This is a genomic window from Cohnella sp. SGD-V74 (assembly GCF_003001675.1).
In the GTDB taxonomy this organism is placed as follows: Bacteria; Bacillota; Bacilli; order Paenibacillales; family Paenibacillaceae; genus Cohnella.
In genome coordinates this window covers 298,039-314,513 of the sequence record NZ_PVYW01000006.1, presented here as the reverse complement: position 1 = coordinate 314,513, position 16,475 = coordinate 298,039, and the positions used below count along the sequence as shown (strand labels likewise).

General features: G+C 58.1%; 12 protein-coding genes. All 12 read left to right on the top strand.

Annotated elements, in window-relative coordinates:
- The first annotated feature begins 40 nt into the window (after positions 1-40).
- The 12 genes from B0G52_RS12090 to glmM all read left to right on the top strand — a co-directional run bounded on the left by B0G52_RS12090 (position 41) and on the right by glmM (position 16,341).
- Positions 41-1,723: an extracellular solute-binding protein gene (locus B0G52_RS12090; RefSeq protein WP_094044501.1), complete on the top strand. Its 1,683-nt coding sequence runs from the start codon at positions 41-43 to the stop codon at positions 1,721-1,723.
- Positions 1,724-1,874: 151 nt separating this feature from the next.
- The gene (locus B0G52_RS12085) at positions 1,875-2,741 is read left to right on the top strand and encodes an ABC transporter permease (RefSeq protein ID WP_233162620.1); all 867 of its coding nucleotides are present in this window, start codon (positions 1,875-1,877) and stop codon (positions 2,739-2,741) included.
- A 14-nt stretch (positions 2,742-2,755) separates the two neighbouring features.
- Positions 2,756-3,631 carry a carbohydrate ABC transporter permease gene (locus B0G52_RS12080; protein ID WP_094044497.1) on the top strand — a complete coding sequence of 292 codons (876 nt, stop codon included), beginning with the start codon at positions 2,756-2,758 and terminating at the stop codon, positions 3,629-3,631.
- A 40-nt stretch (positions 3,632-3,671) separates the two neighbouring features.
- Entirely contained in the window at positions 3,672-5,435 is a 1,764-nt protein-coding gene (locus B0G52_RS12075) for a sensor histidine kinase (RefSeq protein ID WP_094044495.1), read from the top strand.
- Complete coding sequence (locus B0G52_RS12070; RefSeq protein ID WP_094044493.1) at positions 5,413-7,050, top strand: response regulator; 1,638 nt, start codon at positions 5,413-5,415, stop codon at positions 7,048-7,050. Before B0G52_RS12075 ends, B0G52_RS12070 begins: the two co-directional genes overlap by 23 nt.
- Before the next feature lie 376 nt (positions 7,051-7,426).
- Positions 7,427-10,219, top strand: coding sequence for a phosphoenolpyruvate carboxylase (gene ppc, locus B0G52_RS12065; protein ID WP_094044491.1), 2,793 nt, complete (start codon positions 7,427-7,429; stop codon positions 10,217-10,219).
- 72 nt (positions 10,220-10,291) lie between these two features.
- The gene (locus tag B0G52_RS12060) at positions 10,292-11,224 is read left to right on the top strand and encodes an EamA family transporter (RefSeq protein WP_094044489.1); all 933 of its coding nucleotides are present in this window, start codon (positions 10,292-10,294) and stop codon (positions 11,222-11,224) included.
- The gene (sigW, locus tag B0G52_RS12055) at positions 11,221-11,787 is read left to right on the top strand and encodes an RNA polymerase sigma factor SigW (RefSeq protein ID WP_094044487.1); all 567 of its coding nucleotides are present in this window, start codon (positions 11,221-11,223) and stop codon (positions 11,785-11,787) included. The genes B0G52_RS12060 and sigW overlap by 4 nt, the downstream gene beginning before the upstream one ends.
- Before the next feature lie 167 nt (positions 11,788-11,954).
- Entirely contained in the window at positions 11,955-12,569 is a 615-nt protein-coding gene (locus B0G52_RS12050; RefSeq protein ID WP_094044485.1) for a zf-HC2 domain-containing protein, read from the top strand.
- Between the two features lie 204 nt (positions 12,570-12,773).
- Positions 12,774-13,604: a diadenylate cyclase CdaA gene (gene cdaA / locus B0G52_RS12045; RefSeq protein WP_094044483.1), complete on the top strand. Its 831-nt coding sequence runs from the start codon at positions 12,774-12,776 to the stop codon at positions 13,602-13,604.
- Positions 13,597-14,934 (top strand): CdaR family protein, encoded by a 1,338-nt coding sequence (locus B0G52_RS12040; protein ID WP_094044481.1) that lies wholly within the window; start codon positions 13,597-13,599, stop codon positions 14,932-14,934. Before cdaA ends, B0G52_RS12040 begins: the two co-directional genes overlap by 8 nt.
- Before the next feature lie 66 nt (positions 14,935-15,000).
- The gene (gene glmM / locus B0G52_RS12035) at positions 15,001-16,341 is read left to right on the top strand and encodes a phosphoglucosamine mutase (protein ID WP_094044479.1); all 1,341 of its coding nucleotides are present in this window, start codon (positions 15,001-15,003) and stop codon (positions 16,339-16,341) included.
- Positions 16,342-16,475: the final 134 nt, after the last annotated feature.

Genomic DNA, 16,475 nt, shown 5'->3' with positions numbered 1-16,475 from the left:
GCGCGAAGCCGGTAGGATCACCAGATCAAGGGGGACGGATATGAACAGATTTGTGAAAACGTTATCGCTTATGGCTGCGGTTTGTTTATTGCTGTGGGTTTCCGCCTGCTCGGGAAATCAGTCTTCGAAGCCGGAGAACTCCGCAACGCCTTCGTCCCAGCGCTCCGGTACGGCGCAGGACGGATCTTCCGCGCCGGACGACGGAAGCTGGAAGCTGAAGAAGTTCGATCCGCCGGTGACCATCTCGACCGCTTTTGCCATTCGCGATCTGGATAAGCTGCGCAACGGCGACACCTACGAGGACAATCCGCTGACGCGCTGGTACCGGGACAATCTCGGCATTCAGACGAAGTATCAGTGGCTGCTGACCGACCAGGGGGACGCGCTCAATCAGAAGATCAGGCTGGCGATGGCCAGCGGCGAGAAGCTGCCGGATCTGCTGCCGATCAGCGACAACGTTCTGCTGAACGAGCTGATCGAGTCCGGTCAAATTATGTCCATCGACGAAGCTTTCGAGAAGTACGCGTCGCCGAGAACGAAGGAAGCTTACGCGAAAAATCCGGACGTGTGGATGGCCGTAACGAAGGACGGGAAAAGGTGGGGGCTGCCCACAATCTCGGATGGCAATATCGGCGACACCATCATGTGGATTCGCCAGGATTGGCTCGAGGCGGTCAATCTTCCGGCGCCGCAAACGATCGAGCAATTCGAAGCGTTGCTTGAGGCGTTCAAGCAGAAGTATCCGGACAAAATCCCGCTGGCGTTGTCCGGCAAGGCGCTGCAGCCTCTTGCCGGCTACATGGGCGACGCCCAATTCGTTTTCGGCGAAACTCAGCCCTATATTTGGGACAAAGGGGAAGACGGCAAGCTGCGATACGGCTCCGTGCAGCCCGGCTTCAAGGACGGGCTGGCCAAGCTGAGACAATGGTTCGAGCAAGGGTATCTGGGCAAGGAGTTCGCGACGCACGACGAGCAGAAGGCGGCTTCGTTGTTTACTTCGGGGGAGGCCGGCATCATTTTCGGGCCGGGCTGGATGGGCGCTTGGCCGCTGGAGGATACGGCGAAGAACGTCCCGGGCGCGGTCGTCAAGCCGTACGAGCTTCCGTCCGGAGTCGACGGAGCGGTCGGCCGCATCGGTACCAAGCTCGTGTACATTACGTACGTGTTCCGCAAGGACTTCGAGCATATGGAGGCGCTGTTCCAATATTACGACGTGTCGATGGGCGGTCTGCTCGAGGACCCGAACAGCCCGTTCGCCGCGGGGCAAGGGGAAGGCTACGACTATGTCATGGTGGACGGGAAGCCGAGCTGGGACGTTCCGGGCGGCGCCATCGATCTGAGGTACACCATGGCGACCGTCGGCAACACGCCTCCCGGCATGATCGAAGGTCCGAATATCTATGAACGCGTGGTGGACGGGAAGAGAGACACGATCTACGAGCAAAAGCTGGCTTTCTCCAGTTCGCCGTTATTTCTCGAAGGAAGGCTCGTGTCGTTCAAGCAGTTGGACAAGGCGCGCCGCGACCTGTTTATCGGGGCCCCGGTGAAAACGATGGTCAGTAAGTGGCCGCTGCTCACCCAGATGGAGAGCGAGGTTACGATCAGCTACATCTACGGAAAAACAAGCGACGCCGAGCTGGATCAATTCATCCAGGACTGGCTGTCCAAGGGCGGGCAGCAAATTACGGACGAGATTAACGAATGGTACGCCTCGGCCCAATGATCGAAGAGGATGAGGGAGCGGGGAGACGACGAATCTCCCCGCTCTCGTCTTTCGCTGCGGGCATGCGGGCCATTACGGGAGGAGGGAGCGCATGCAGGCTGCGGCGCAACGAGCGAGGCGTTCCGGTCAAGGCGGGCTTCACAATAACGGGATGCTCCATCTTTTTTTATTGCCGTCCGTCCTATTGCTGATTGTGTTCAGCTACATTCCGATGGCCGGAATCGTCATCGCGTTTCAGGACTACAAAACCTACAAGGGCATCGGCGGCTCCGAATGGGTCGGACTGGAGCATTTCCGCACGATGTTCATGGATGAGCGGATCGTCCAAATTATCGAGAACACGCTGGTGATCGCCTTGTCCAAAATGGCGGTCGGCTGGGCGGCGCCGCTGCTGTTCGCGCTGCTGCTGAACGAGGTCCGTATTTTGCTGCTGAAGAGAACCGTGCAGACGCTCGTGTACCTGCCGCATTTTTTGTCGTGGGTCATTCTCGGAGGCATTCTGACGGACATGCTGTCGGAGCACGGAATCGTCAACGCCGCGATACGCGCGCTGGGTCTGCCGTCGGTTTTTTTCCTCGGAAGCGGAGGGTGGTTCCGGTTTACTTTGATCGTCAGCGACGTCTGGAAGGAGTTCGGGTTCGGCACGATCATTTATTTGGCCGCTCTTGCCGGGGTAAATCCGGCTCTCTACGAGGCGGCGGAAATCGACGGAGCGAGCCGTCTGAGGCAGACTTTTCACGTGACGCTGCCTTCCATTATCAAAGTGGGAGTCGTTATAGGCACTCTTTCTTTGGCCAACGTGCTGAACGCGGGGTTCGATCAGGTATTTAACATGATTAATCCCATCGTGGCCGGCAAAGGCGAAATCATCGATACTTACGTCTACAAGGTCGGGCTGCTGCAAGGGGCGTTCTCGTTCGCGACGGCAGTCGGTCTGTTCAAGTCGGTCGTTTCCTTGCTGTTGATCGCGCTCACCTATCGGCTGGCTTACAAATACGCCAATTATCGGATATTCTAGAGGGAGACGGTCCCATGTACTATAAATCACCGGGCTACCGCGCGTTCGCCTTCGCGAACGCCGGGATGCTCCTGGCCGTCAGCATCGCATGCGTGCTGCCGCTCGTTCATGTCGTCGCGGTATCGCTCAGCTCCAGCGAGGCGGCCACGGGCAATCTCGTGTCGCTCTGGCCGATCGGCTTTAATCTCGACAATTACGCGAAGACGTTCGGCAGCTCCCAGTTTCTCCAAGCGCTCTGGATCAGCGTGCTGCGCACGACGCTGGGAACGCTGCTGAGCATGACCTTGTGCGTATTGGCGGCCTATCCGATGGCCAAGTCGGACGAGAGATTCAAGGGCCGTTCGCTGTACTCCTGGTTTTTCGTGGCGACGATCCTGTTTAACGGCGGCCTGATTCCCACTTATATCGTCGTCGTCAAAACAGGAATCAACAATACGCTGCTCGCCTTGATTTTGCCGGGGGCGGTTGCCGTGTTCAACGTCGTGCTGATGATGAATTTTTTCCGCGGCATTCCTGCCGAGCTGGAGGAGGCCTCGCAGATCGACGGAGCCTCCCATCTTCGCACTCTGTTTAACGTGTACTTGCCAATTTCGATGCCGTCGATCGCTACGCTGTCGCTTTTTTCGATGGTGGGCCATTGGAATTCGTGGTTCGACGGCCTGATTTATATGGACGTGACCAAGCAGCCGCTCGCGACGATGGTTCAGGCGCTGGTGGCCAATCTGGATCTGACGCGGATCAATCTGAATCCCGAGGATATCAAAAACCTTTCCCAGCGGGGCCTGCGTTCGACGCAAATTTTCTTGGGAGCGCTTCCGATTCTGGTCGTGTACCCGTTCTTGCAAAAATACTTCGTTAAGGGAATGACGCTGGGAGCCGTCAAGGAGTAGCGGTCGGCAAGCTGCGGAGTTTCGGCGGGAGGAACAGAGCGTGCAAATTCAACGGGATATTTTTCGCAACATGCTGGCGGTTATTATCTCACTGCTGCTGCCGATGCTCCTGCTGCTGTTTTACTCCAATCAAACCGGAATCGCCGTCGTGGAAAAAGAGATCAAGAGCTCGAACGTTCACAAGCTGAGCTTCCTGCTCAGTCAGATGGACGCGCAAATCTACCAGTTGAACGCCAATATGCTTACGCTCGTACGGGACATTGAGGCCCAGAAATACGCCGCACGATTTACCGAAGATCCTTACGAGCGAAGCCGCCTCTGGGCGGAGTTGGAAAACAAGCTGCTGCTGCTCAGCATTACGAGCCCCTGGACGAACCGGATCGCGCTTTACGCGCCGATGCTGGACGCGGTGGTGTCAAGCGACGGCAAGAGCGGCTTCGACAAGTCGGACTGGGACGACGGGGATTTGACCTCCTGGCGCTTCAAGGGAGAGCCTTCCCAGCCGAGCACCTGGGCGTTCGTGCGGCGCATGGCGGACACCCGGCCTAGAAGCGGCGATATCCGCAATGCGACGTTGGCGGTGGAGACGACATTCTCGGGTCTCAGCCTGCAGAGCTTGCTGGATCAATACAAGGCCGGCAGCTCCGGCAATCCGTTCATCTGGCTGCCGGAGGAGGAAATCGTCATCGGCAACCGGCATTCTTCCCCTCAGCAGGCGAAGGAGGTGGCGTTTAAGCTTCAGGCGTCCGTTCCCGGGAACAGCGGCTCCGTCGTCCAGACGTTGGAGGACGGCAGCAGCGTTCTCTCCACCTTCTTATATTCCGAGACTTTGCGCGGCTACTTGATCGATTACGTCCCTCTGAACGAGTCGCTGGCTCCGATCGCCCGTCAGAGAGGGCTGTTTTACCTGGTGTCGGCCCTGATGCTGGTGACGGCCGCCTTGGCGGCCATCTTGCTCTACCGGCATGTCAGAGTGCCGATCAGAAGGCTGGTTGAAGGCGTCCAGCAAATCCGGCTGGGCCACTACGGTGCCCGTATCCACGACCGCGCCAGCTCCGAGTTCACCTTCCTCTACAACCGCTTCAATCAGATGGCCGAGCAGATCCAGGAATTGATCGAGCGCGTATACGAGGAGCGAATCCGAACGAAGGACGCGCGCGTGAAGCAGCTGCAATCGCAGATCAATCCGCATTTTCTGTACAACTGCTTCTCGCATATCATTCATATGGCCGAGATGGGCAACACGGAGGGCGTTGCAGCGATGTCGCACAACCTGAGCGATTATTACCGCTATACGACAAGAGCGGACAATCCGAATGCGACGCTGGCGGAGGAATTGGCTCTGGTCGCGAATTATTTGGAAATTCAGAAGATCAGGCTCCCGCGGCTCGAGTACCGGATCGACGTTCCGGAGCGGGCGCTGAACTTGCCGTTCCCCCGGCTGCTGCTGCAGCCGCTGGTGGAAAACGCCGTCGTGCACGGGATCGAGCCGTACTCCCGGCCCGGCTTCGTGTCTGTACGCGGGGAGATCGGCCCGGGCGAGCTGGCTCTGTACATTGCCGACAGCGGTCCGGGCATGTCCGGCAAGGAGCTGCAAGCGTTGACCGCCGGCCTGGACGGCTCTCTGTCCGGGGACGGGGGGTACGGGATGTATAACGTGCAGCAGCGGCTGCAGCTCGTGTACGGCTCGTCCGCAGGGATGAGTTTCGAACGGCCGCCGGAGGGCGGATTTCGCATCGGGATGCGCATTCCCTATCCCGTAGAAACGGAGGCGCGGACGGATGATCCACGTGCTGGTCGTTGACGACGAAGCGCAGATTGCGAACGGCATTGCGGCGCTGCTTCCTTGCGAGGCGCTGGGAATCGGAGCGGTCCATGTCGCTTACTCCGCCGAGGAGGCGCTGCGGAAGCTGGCGGACGCCCCCATCGGCATCGTCCTGACCGACATCCGGATGCCGGACCGAGACGGAATTTCGCTGCTGCGGGCGATCAAGGAAAGATGGAAACGAACGAAGGTGATCATGCTTACCGGTTATGCGGATTTCGATTACGCCAAGGAGGCGCTTCAAGGGCAGGCGACCGATTATTTGCTAAAGCCGGTACGCAAGGAGACGCTGGAGGCCGCAGTCGCAAAAGCGATGGAGCAGCTGCGCCGGGAATGGGAGGAGATCGCTTCCGCCCAGCGGGCGATGCGCACGCTGCGCGCGTACGAGCCGGAGTTGAAAGCGAAGCTGCTGACCGATCTGATCGCGGGCTTCCGAATGGCCGAGTCCGAGCTGGCAGAGAAGCTGGCCTGGTTCGGGCTGCCTTACCGCAAGGGGGATTCTTGCGTTCTGCTCCTGGCGAGGACGGAGCAGAACGCCGTTCCGGCGGACCGCAGCGATGCCGCCTTGCTGGCGTACGGGCTGGAAAATATCGCGGAGGAAACGTTCTCCGACGATTTCCATTTCTGGCGCTGCCGGGACGCCCACGGACATCTCGTGTTTCTCGTCAAGCCTCTGGAACGAGCGGAGGCTGCCTCGGCCGAGCTTGCGATCCGGGACGCGGAGCGCTGCGCGGTTTTGTTCCATAAGCACTCGGAGCAATTTCTAAAGGCGAACGTTACCGTCTACAGGAGCGCGATTGGGGAATTTCCCTCGCGGGTGGCGGACATGTACGAGCGGACACTGGCGGCGATCCGCGACGGCGGCTCGCCCCAGGGACAGTTTCTCGTCAAGGCCGACGAGGCGAGAACCGCCGCTCCCGGCTATTTGAGCTGCCTGCATGAACCGCCGCTGCTCAGGCATCTGTTCGAAATCGGCGATTGGGATGCGATCGGGAGCAAGCTGAGCCTGGCTCTGGAGCATGCCGAAGCTTCGGACGGCTCCCGGACCGAGCAACTGACGGAGGTTTATTTGACGTTCGCCGCCGCTTTGTGTACGCATCTTCATAAGCGCGGACGGCGGTTGGCGGAATTTCTGGACGCGGGCGCCGGGCAGAACGCGGATACGGCCTTGCTGTGGACCTCGACAAGACTGAAGGGCTGGATAGCGGAGACGCTTGAGCGGCTTCGGAAGGAAGGCGACGAGAGGGCGGGAGGACGTTCGGAGGCGATCGTCCGGCTTCAGCAGTTCATCGCGGAGCGGCTGTCCGAGGATCTGTCGCTGCAGAGGATGGCCGATTACGTGTACATGCATCCGACCCATCTGTCCAAAATCTACAAGAAGGAAACGGGCGAGGGCATCAGCGAATACCTGACCCGTCTGCGGATGGAGCGGGCGGCTCAATTGCTGGGCAGCTCGGACGTCAAGATCTATGAAATCGGCTGCATGACCGGTTATATGAATGCCAATTATTTCATAAAGGTGTTTCGCAGGCAGTTCGGCGTAACGCCTCAGGAATACCGGGAACGGCTGCGCCGGGATCTCCGGGAGGAGTAAGACGAAGAGACGGATCACATACACCGCATTTCCGCTTCTCCGCGCTGGAGGGGCTTTTTTTATGCCCAAGACCGATATTTAACGCGAAATGATGAATTAAAAGGAGATTTTCGCCGACCAATGTAGTATGATAAAGGTTAGAGCTTTTGGTGAACGATCGGTGAACAATGAGCTTGATGATTCAGAAAGCAATAAATTCGCTATACTTTTCTGAATCACCTCCGACAAAACGCGATTCTGCGTCAAGAGGACGCCGAAGGCGTTTTGCTTGGCAAGGCTTGTTTTCAAATGCGATCGCTCGGAGCGTCGGCAATTCCCGTCCTATAGGGCGGTTTGACATTCTAAATTTCGAGAAGCAAGGTTTGGGGTGAGTGAGATGACGGAAACGACAGTAAGTCAACGTTCTCCTTCCAATCATCTGCTGCGTAGAGACGTGCGCTTTCTAGGCAACATTCTGGGAGAAGTGCTCGTGCATCAGGGTGGTCGGGAGCTGCTGGAACATGTCGAGAAAATACGGGAAATGAGCAAAGCGCTGCGCGCGGAGTATTTGCCGGAACTGTACGAAGGATTTATTCAGAATGTAGGAGGCTTGGAGCCGGGAATCCGCCACCAGGTCATTCGCGCGTTCGCGATCTATTTCCAGCTCGTGAACATCGCGGAGCAGAATCATCGTATTCGCCGCAAGCGCGATTACGAGCGTTCAGCGGGCGAGTCGGTTCAGCCGGGGTCGATCGAGAGCGTCGTGCAGCGTCTGAAGGAGAAGAACCTGCCGGTGGACGAGGTGCGCCAGATGCTGGACGGCATATCGCTGGAGCTGGTCATGACGGCCCACCCGACGGAAGCCACTCGCAGAGACGTGCTGGACATCCACAAGCGGATCGCGGACGAAGTGATGGAGCTGGACAATCCGACGCTGACGTACCGCGAGAGGGAGAAGCTTCGCGAGAAGCTGTTGAACGAAGTGCTGACCTTGTGGCAGACGGACGAGTTGCGGGATCGCAAGCCGACCGTCCTCGACGAGGTGCGCAACGGCATGTACTACTTCCACGAGACGCTGTTCGAGGTTCTGCCTAACGTATACGAGGAGCTGGAGCGCTGTCTGACCAAGTATTATCCGGAAGAGCAGTGGCACGTTCCCGCCTATCTGCGTTTCGGATCTTGGATCGGCGGCGACCGCGACGGCAATCCTTCGGTGACGGCCGATGTGACGTGGCAGACGTTGAAGATGCAGCGAAACCTTGCGATCCACAAGTACGAAAACAACCTTCGCGAGCTGGCTCGCCATCTCAGCTTCAGCACGACGATCGTGAACGTGTCGGATGAGCTGCTGGCTTCGATCAAGCAAGACGGCGAGAACGTCGAGCTGCGTACGATCGAACCGTGGACGAACGACAAGGAGCCGTACCGCGTCAAGCTGAGATACATGCTGCAGAAGCTGAAGAACATGAGGGAAGAGCAGTTCGAAGGCACGAAGCAGCGTTACGGTTCCGTCGAAGATTTCAAGGCGGACATCGAGATTATCGACCGCAGTCTTCGTCACCACTATGCGGATTACGTAGCGAATACGCATCTGAAGAAGCTGATCCGCCAAGTCGAGCTGTTCGGGTTCCATCTGGCCGCGCTGGACGTTCGTCAGCACAGCAAGGAGCACGAGAACGCGATGACGGAACTGCTGGCCAAGGCTGGCGTGGCAAGCGCTTATGCGGAGCTGGCGGAGCAGGAGAAGATCGATCTGCTTCACGGTCTGCTTAGCGGCGACAAGCAGCTGCTCCAGGACGGAATCCAGCTTAGCGAGTCCAGTCAAGAATGTCTGGACGTATATAAGACGATCTACAAGGCGCAGCAAGAATTCGGCACGGGCTGCATCACGAGTTATCTGATCAGCATGTCGGAAGCCGCCAGCGATATTCTGGAAGTGATGGTGTTCGCGAAGGAAGCGGGACTGTTCGGCCGCGACGAGAACGGCAACGTCTTCTGTACGCTGCAAGCGGCGCCGCTGTTCGAGACGATCGACGACCTGCACGCCGCCCCGCAGATCATGGATACGCTGTTCAAGCTGCCGGTGTACCGTCAGAGCGTAGCCGCGATGGGCGACCTGCATGAGATCATGCTCGGTTACTCGGACAGCAACAAAGACGGAGGCATGGTGACGGCGAACTGGGAGCTGCGAGTCGCGCTGAACGAGCTCACCCGGATGGGCAAGTCGCATAACGTCCGCCTGAAGTTTTTCCACGGCCGCGGAGGCGCTCTGGGCCGCGGAGGCATGCCGCTGAACCGCAGTATTCTGGCGCAGCCGCCTCATACGATCGGCGGAGGCATCAAGATCACGGAGCAGGGCGAGGTGCTGTCCTCCCGCTACGCGATGAAGGGAATCGCCTACCGCAGTCTGGAGCAGGCTACGGGCGCTCTGATCACGGCGGCGTACCTGTCCCGCAATCCGGCGCAGGAGCGTTCGACCGAGTCGGAGTGGGAAGAGATCATGCGCGACATTTCCGTCGACGCTCAGACGAAGTACCAGGACCTGATTTTCCGCGATCCGGACTTCATGACCTTCTTCAAGGAATCGACTCCGCTTCCGGAAGTGGGAGAGCTGAACATCGGCTCGCGCCCTTCCAAGCGCAAAGGCAGCGACCGATTCGAAGATCTGCGCGCGATTCCGTGGGTGTTCGCCTGGACGCAAAGCCGGTATTTGCTGCCGGCCTGGTATGCTGCGGGAACGGCGTTCTCGAAGTTCGTGAACGGCGATCCGGCGCGGCTGGAGACGCTGCGGACGATGTACCGCGAATATTCTTTCTTCAAGTCGCTGATCGACAATCTGCAGATGGCGCTTGGCAAGGCGGATCTGATGATCGCCCGGCAATACGCGGGAATGATCGAAGACGCCGCGATCAAGGACCGCATTTTCTCGCAGATCGAGGAAGAATACGCGAAAACTCAAGAAATGATTTTGAATATTACCGGCCAAGACGAGATTCTGGATAACGTTCCGGTCATCCAGGAGTCGATTCGGCTGCGCAACCCTTACGTCGATCCGCTGAGCTACTTGCAGGTTCAGCTTCTGACCGAACTCAGAAGCCTGCGCGCTCAGAACGAAGACGATGCGGAGCTGTTGCGCGAAGTGCTGCTTACGATTAACGGCATAGCCGCTGGGCTCCGCAATACGGGCTGATTCATAAGCAGAAGAAGGGCCTGGGCAGAACCCCGGGCCCTTTTGCGACTTTCGGAGGAAAGTTGGTCGGCAATGGACGAGTCTAGAAAGCCCGTTCTCGCGATTGTGCTCGTGCTGGCGGGAGCGGCAAGCTACGGCCTGCTGGCCGCGGTGTTCAAGCTGGCGCTGCGGGACGGTTGGGGAGTGAACGGTCTAACGTTCATGCAGGTATTGACGGGCACAGTGATGCTATGGGCGCTGCTGGCCGTCGTCCGGCGGCGAGAGAGCTCCTATTCGCTGGCCGCCACGTGGCGGGCATGGGCGAAGCTGGCTGCGATCGGAGTCGCGGGCATGTCGCTGACGACGATTTTTTACAACGAAGCTTTGTCGCGTTTGGACGCTTCATTGGGAATCGTCTTGCTTTTTCAGTTTACGTGGATTACGATTCTGCTAGAAAGCATTCGCGCGCGGCGCCGTCCGAAGCGAAGCGAGCAGGCGGCCGTGCTGTTCATCGTGCTTGGCACGGTGCTGGCGGTCGGGCTGCTGGAACAAGATTTAAGCGGCCTGGATGGCTTGGGCGTCTTCTTCGGGCTTCTGTCCGCCTTTACTTACAGTTTGTTTTTCTTCTTCTCGGGTCGTCTTCCTGAGAATCTGGACCCGATCGCGAAGTCCGCGGTCATGTCGACCGCTTCCCTCGCTTTTGTTCTGCTGGCGCACCTCCCTGCTCTGACTGTCGAACATTACGGATATTCGCTGCTCGGCTGGGGGCTGCTGCTCGGATTTCTCGGAACCGCGTTTCCCTTTATTTGTTTTAATTACGGAATTCCCCGGCTCGGAGGAGGGCTGGCGGCGCTGCTCGGTTCGATGGAGCTTCCCGCTGCCGTCATAGCGGCCTATTTCCTTCTCGGGGAGCCTCTGACCGCTTGGCAGGGGTTAGGTGTAATACTCATTCTCGCAGGCATCATGGCAGCGCAACGCAAGCCCCGGCAGGCTGCGGACGGGAAAGAAGGTGAGTCGCAACATTGAAGCCAGTTGAGACGCGATTAGCGCGCTTGGCCCTGAAGGGAGACCAGCGGGCATTCGCGGAGATCGTTGACATGTACAAGGACAAGCTGTATCATCTGGCCTTCCGAATGACGGGCAACCGTCAAGAGGCGGAAGACGTCGTGCAGGAAACCTTCCTTCGCGTGTACAAAAATTTGGACCGGTACGACGAGAACCAGAAGTTCTCGACTTGGATTTACCGGATCGCCACGAATCTATGCATCGACCGGCTGAGGAAGAGAAGGGCGGTCTATTCGCTGGACGCGGAATCGTCCGACCATGAAGGGTTGGACGGCTACGCGATGCTGCCGAGCGACGATCGGACGCCGGAAAGCGAGCTGCTGCTGTCGGAGACGCAGCGGCTGATTCAAGAGTCGATCGCGACGTTGCCGATCAAATATAAATCGGTGATGATTTTGCGTTATCTGCAGGACTTGTCCCTTCAGGAAATTTCGGATGTTCTCGACATGCCGGTGACGACCGTTAAGACGAGGGTTCACAGAGGCCGCGAGTTTTTGCGGAAAAAGCTGGAGCATAAGCTTTGAGGCGATTCGAAGCCGAATCCGCTTCTTCCGAATAAGCTTCGTGATCAAAAGCGGACTTTTTGGACTTCCTCTACAAAATAGGTGAAACCGTGTCGCTTAACCGCACGTACAGTATAGAAGCATCGAATGCGGGTGAGGGGAACCCGCCGAGGAAAGGGATGGCTGATATGAAATGCAACGTCGCCGTCATGTACATGCATGATTATTTGGACGGAGAACTGGCGCGCGAGGATATCCTACAGTTGCAGCAGCATCTGCGTGAATGTCCCCAGTGCTGTTCCCGTTATGAAGCGTTGGAGCGCACGGATGCGCTGGCCAAGGCTCAGCCTATAGAGAAGGCTCCGAGAGAGCTCGGAGACCGGATTATGAAAGCATTGCCCAGCTCGAGACGGCCTGCGGCGTGGACTTCCTGGGTTCGCCGCCATCCGGCGGTATCCGCCGCGGCCATCTTCCTGGTCGTGATGCTGTCCAGCTTCGTGTCGATGTGGAATCAGAGCCAGGAGTTTTCGGTATCCGGGCCGGATCTGGAGCATGTCGTCATTGAGGGGAAAAAGGTGATCGTGCCTGCAGGACAAAAAGTATCCGGAGATTTGACGGTCGTGAACGGAGACGTTCAGGTGCTCGGCGATCTTGACGGCAATCTGACCGTGATCGACGGCCACTTGACGCCGCTGGCGTCGACGGCTCATATCGCAGGAGAGATCAAGACGATCGATCGCGCCGTCGACTGGTTCTGGTACAAGGTGAGCTCGTTCTTCGGAACGCTCGCTTACGGCTCGTAGCAAGGGTTCGACGGCATCCGACACAACGTCTTTTATGACCGCAGACCGGGCAATTAGGAGCCTCTCCGATGTCGGGGAGGTTTTTTTTGCGTAAATGACAGGATTTCTGGGCAATAGTAGAGAAGATAAATATGGTTAGGGCTTATGCGCTATTTCGACATGATTCGTCGCAACTAATCCAGCGCCGGGACGGGGGGTCGCGTCTTGGACTATTTTGCCGGGCTGACACTAAAAAATTCGATCAAAGACATCGTCGATGTGCTGATCGTCAGTTACATTATTTACAAAGTGCTTATGATGGTGCGGGGGACGCGGGCGGTACAGCTGCTGCAGGGGATATTCCTGCTGGTGCTCGTCTGGGCGTTAAGCAACCTGCTTAACCTATATACGCTCAAATGGCTGATGAACCAAATGTTTACCTTCGGGGTCGTCACCGTGCTGATTATTTTCCAGCCGGAACTGAGAAGAGCGCTCGAGCAGATCGGGAGAAACAAGCTGTTCCAGCGTTCTTCGCCCGAGGAGCAGGACGTTAGCCACCGGGTGAACGAGGTCGTTAAGTCGGTTAATTATTTGGCGCGTCGAAAAATCGGGGCATTAATCGTGTTCGAGAGAAATACCGGTCTGAACGATTACATCGAGTCGGGCATCAAGATGGAGTCGAAGCTCAGCTCGGAGCTGCTCAGCAACGTGTTCGTTCCGAATACGCCGCTTCACGACGGAGCCGTCATCATACGGGGCGGGTTAATTATGGCCGCAGGCTGTTATTTGCCGCTGTCGGAGAACCCTTTTATCAGCAAGGAATTGGGGACTCGCCATCGGGCCGCCATCGGCATTACCGAGGTGTGCGACGCGATCTCCGTGACCGTCTCGGAGGAGACGGGGCAGATCTCGCTGGCGATGAACGGGCAGATCGTGCGGGACATCAAGGAAGAATCGCTGATCTCCAAGCTGTTCGACGAGCTTCGCCCGCAATTCAAGTCGAAGAGCACAGATTGGGCCTTCTGGAAGCGGAAAGAAGGTGGCAAACGTGGATAAATGGTTAAACCATCCTACGATCGCCAAATTCGTCGCGCTCGCTCTCGGCATTCTGATGTGGGCGGTCGTGCATTTCGATCCGGAAGACTCTTCTCCGAACAACGTCGCGTCGCTGTACGATACGAAAGTCATCGAAGGAGTCACCGTGCAGCCTTACGGGCTGGATGAGAGGAACTTCGTTCTGAACGGCATGGAGCCGCTCAAGGTCAACTTGACGGTCAGGGGGACGAAGAGCGATCTTCGGGTGGCCCAGACGAAGGATTACCGGATTCGGGTCGATCTGAGAACGGTGGGCGAAGGGCAGCATACACTGCCACTAGAAGAGAATATGCCCAAAGGCATTACTTCGGTGCTGATCTCGCCGTCCACGGTAGTCGTCAGCATCGAGGCGCTTCAGACCAAGGAGTTCGAAGTGGCGATTCAGACGAAAGGAAACCCCGCGAAAGGCTATAAGGTCGGAACGCCGATCGTGAAGCCGGGCAATCGTGTTCACGTGACGCTGCCGAAGAGCCAACTGGCCGAGGCGGAGAGCGTCGGGGCGACGATCGAGATCGACGGGGAGAAAGAAACGATCAAGAGCAAGAGCGTCAAACTGGCCGTGTACGACAAGCAAGGCAAGCCGATCGAAGGCGCGATTATCGATCCGGCGGTGCTCGAGGTCGAAGTGCCGATTACGAATCCGTTCAAGACGGTGCCGCTGCAGTTCAAAATGGTCGGACGCGTGCAGTCGGGACTTGGCGTCGCCTCCTTCAAGCCGGACGTGGAACAGGTGACGGTATACGGACCGCAAGACGCGCTGGATAAAATCGAGTTCATCGAGGTGGAGATTCCGCTCGGCGACGTGCGGAATTCCGGGAAGATTTCCGTGCCTCTCAAAGTAACGCCTCCGCTGATCGAGATTTCGCCGGCAGCGATCGACATTCAGATCGAGGTGCTGCTGTCGACGACCCGGAAGCTCGAAGGGCTTCCGATCGAGCTGAGAGGGCTGGGCGAAGGGTTGATCGTCAACATCCTCGATCCGGCGACGGGCAAGGCGGACATTACGATTCAAGGCGCTCCGCAGACGCTGGACCGGCTGAAACCGGGGGACGTCGACGTTATCGTCGATCTCAGCGGAAGAGGGCCGGGCATCTATACGCTGCCTCTCGTCGTCAGTCTGGAGAGGTTTATGGAGCAGGTGGGCGGAACGAACAGCATTACCGTCGAGATTATCGACGAGGCGGCGCTCGAGACCTCCACGGAAGGGGAGGAGCCTCCGGGAGAGGGAGCGCCGGAAGAAAGCGGCAGTCCTCCGCCGGAGAGCGGCGAAACGCAGGAGCCGGCGGTGTAGCGCGAGATAGAGAAAAGAACCGCGGGCTCAGGCAACAACAGAAATAGAAGGAGCAGGTATCGGGATATGGGGAAATATTTTGGAACGGACGGCGTGCGCGGGGTCGCGAATCAGGAGTTAACGCCGGAATTGGCTTATCGGATCGGTCGTTGCGGAGGCGTCGTGCTCGCGGGCAAGGTCAAGCGCCCGAAAGTGTTGATCGGCATGGACACCCGCATCTCGGGGCAAATGCTGGAGAGCGCTTTGACGGCAGGACTGCTGTCCATCGGCGCGGACGTCGTAAGGCTCGGCGTGGTCAGCACGCCGGCGGTCGCTTATTTGACCCGAACGATGGGAGCGGACGCGGGCGTCATGATCTCCGCTTCGCATAATCCGGTGGCGGATAACGGAATCAAGTTTTTCGGCGGCGACGGCTACAAGCTGCTGGACGAGACCGAGGCGGAGATCGAGCGGCTCATGGATGCGGCGGAAGATACGCTGCCAAGACCGATCGGCGGAGACATCGGCTCGGTGACGTCCGATAAAGGCGCCAAGAGTCTGTATATCGACTACTTGAAGTCCACGGTAAGTCATTCCTTCGCCGGCGTGAAGCTGGTGCTGGACTGCGCTCACGGGGCGGCCTACGAGCTGGCGCCTGAAATCTTCCGCGCTTTAGGGGCGGAAGTAATCGCCTACGGAGCGGAGCCGAATGGCTTGAACATCAACGAAGGCGTCGGCTCGACGCATCCCGAGATGCTGGCCGCGAAGGTGAAGGAACACGGAGCCGATCTCGGCTTGGCGTTCGACGGAGACGCGGATCGGCTGATCGCGATCGACGAGAACGGCGAAGAGGCCGACGGCGACTACATTCTGTGCATTTGCGGCGACGCGATGAGACGCGCGGGCAAGCTGGCGAAGGATACGATCGTGACGACGGTAATGGCGAACATCGGATTTTTCAAAGCGGCGGAGAAGCTCGGGCTGAATACGGCCAAGACGGCGGTCGGCGACCGTTACGTGATGGAAGAGATGGTCAACGGCGGATACAACCTGGGCGGCGAACAGTCCGGGCACGTCATTTTCCTCGACCACAGCACGACAGGCGACGGCATTCTGACGGGACTGCAGCTGCTCGATACGATCGTCGCATCCGGTAAGAAGCTCGGCGAGCTCAAGCGGATGATGCGCAAGTATCCGCAAGTGCTCGTGAACGTACGGGTGGCGGACAAATCCCGCTATCCGGGCAACCAAGCGATCGCTGCGGCCGTGACGGCTGCGGAAGAGGCGCTCGGCGACAACGGGCGCGTGCTCGTGCGTCCTTCCGGCACGGAGGCGCTTATCCGCGTCATGGCCGAAGGGCCGGAGCGGGAGGAGATTGAGCGCTATGTCGCTTCGATCGTGGACGTTGTGAAGACGGAGCTGGCGTAATCGCTGCGAGCGGTTCAAGAATTCGTAATATGCAAGCGCAATACCCGCAATAGGAAACCTGAGGCCTATATAGATGCCTCAGGTTTTTTCATCGCAAATAATTATACCTACGTCAAAATCGTTCATAGCGGTTT